The organism is Niallia sp. MER 6 (genome assembly GCF_023714395.1).
Taxonomy (GTDB): domain Bacteria; phylum Bacillota; class Bacilli; order Bacillales; family Cytobacillaceae; genus Niallia.
In genome coordinates, this window is sequence record NZ_JAMAUK010000107.1 from 1 (window position 1) to 626 (window position 626).

Annotated in this window: 3 tRNA genes and 1 rRNA gene; all 4 read right to left on the minus strand. The window is 46.2% G+C overall.

The window, feature by feature from the left end:
* Positions 1–46 precede the first annotated feature (46 nt).
* Positions 47–122: transfer RNA gene (locus tag M3600_RS28445), tRNA-Lys, on the minus strand.
* An 18-nt stretch (positions 123–140) separates the two neighbouring features.
* Positions 141–216 (minus strand) — tRNA-Thr (locus M3600_RS28450).
* Between the two features lie 6 nt (positions 217–222).
* Positions 223–298, minus strand: a tRNA-Val gene (locus M3600_RS28455).
* Between the two features lie 7 nt (positions 299–305).
* Positions 306–422: ribosomal RNA gene (gene rrf, locus M3600_RS28460) — 5S ribosomal RNA — on the minus strand.
* Positions 423–626 lie beyond the last annotated feature (204 nt).

A 626-nucleotide genomic window follows, 5' to 3' on the forward strand; every position in this document is an offset into this window, starting at 1 on the left:
GATCCTAAGTCTAGTGCGTCTGCCAATTCCGCCACACCCGCGTAAATGGTGAGTCATGCAGGATTCGAACCTGCGACCCTCTGATTAAAAGTCAGATGCTCTACCAACTGAGCTAATGACTCATCTCGTTTTACAAAGAATGGTGCCGACGAGAGGACTTGAACCCCCAACCTACTGATTACAAGTCAGTTGCTCTACCAATTGAGCTACATCGGCTTATTATGGTGGAGGATGACGGGATCGAACCGCCGACCCTCTGCTTGTAAGGCAGATGCTCTCCCAGCTGAGCTAATCCTCCATTGTATGCCTGGCGACGTCCTACTCTCACAGGAGGAGAACCTCCAACTACCATCGGCGCTGAGAAGCTTAACTTCCGTGTTCGGTATGGGAACGGGTGTGACCTTCTCGCTATCGCCACCAGACTTTTTTTAAAGACAAGTATTATTATAACCTATCTAATTAGTTTTTGCAACACTTTTTTCAAAGTTTTTTTCAGAGGATTTATTCCCTGAAAACTAGATTATGTTGTAAGAAGAAAGAATGAGTAATCATTTATGTCCAGCTGCAGAAGCCAAATCGTACGGCTGTTTCACTCACTCGTGCACAGTCTTGCGACTGCTTCTCGC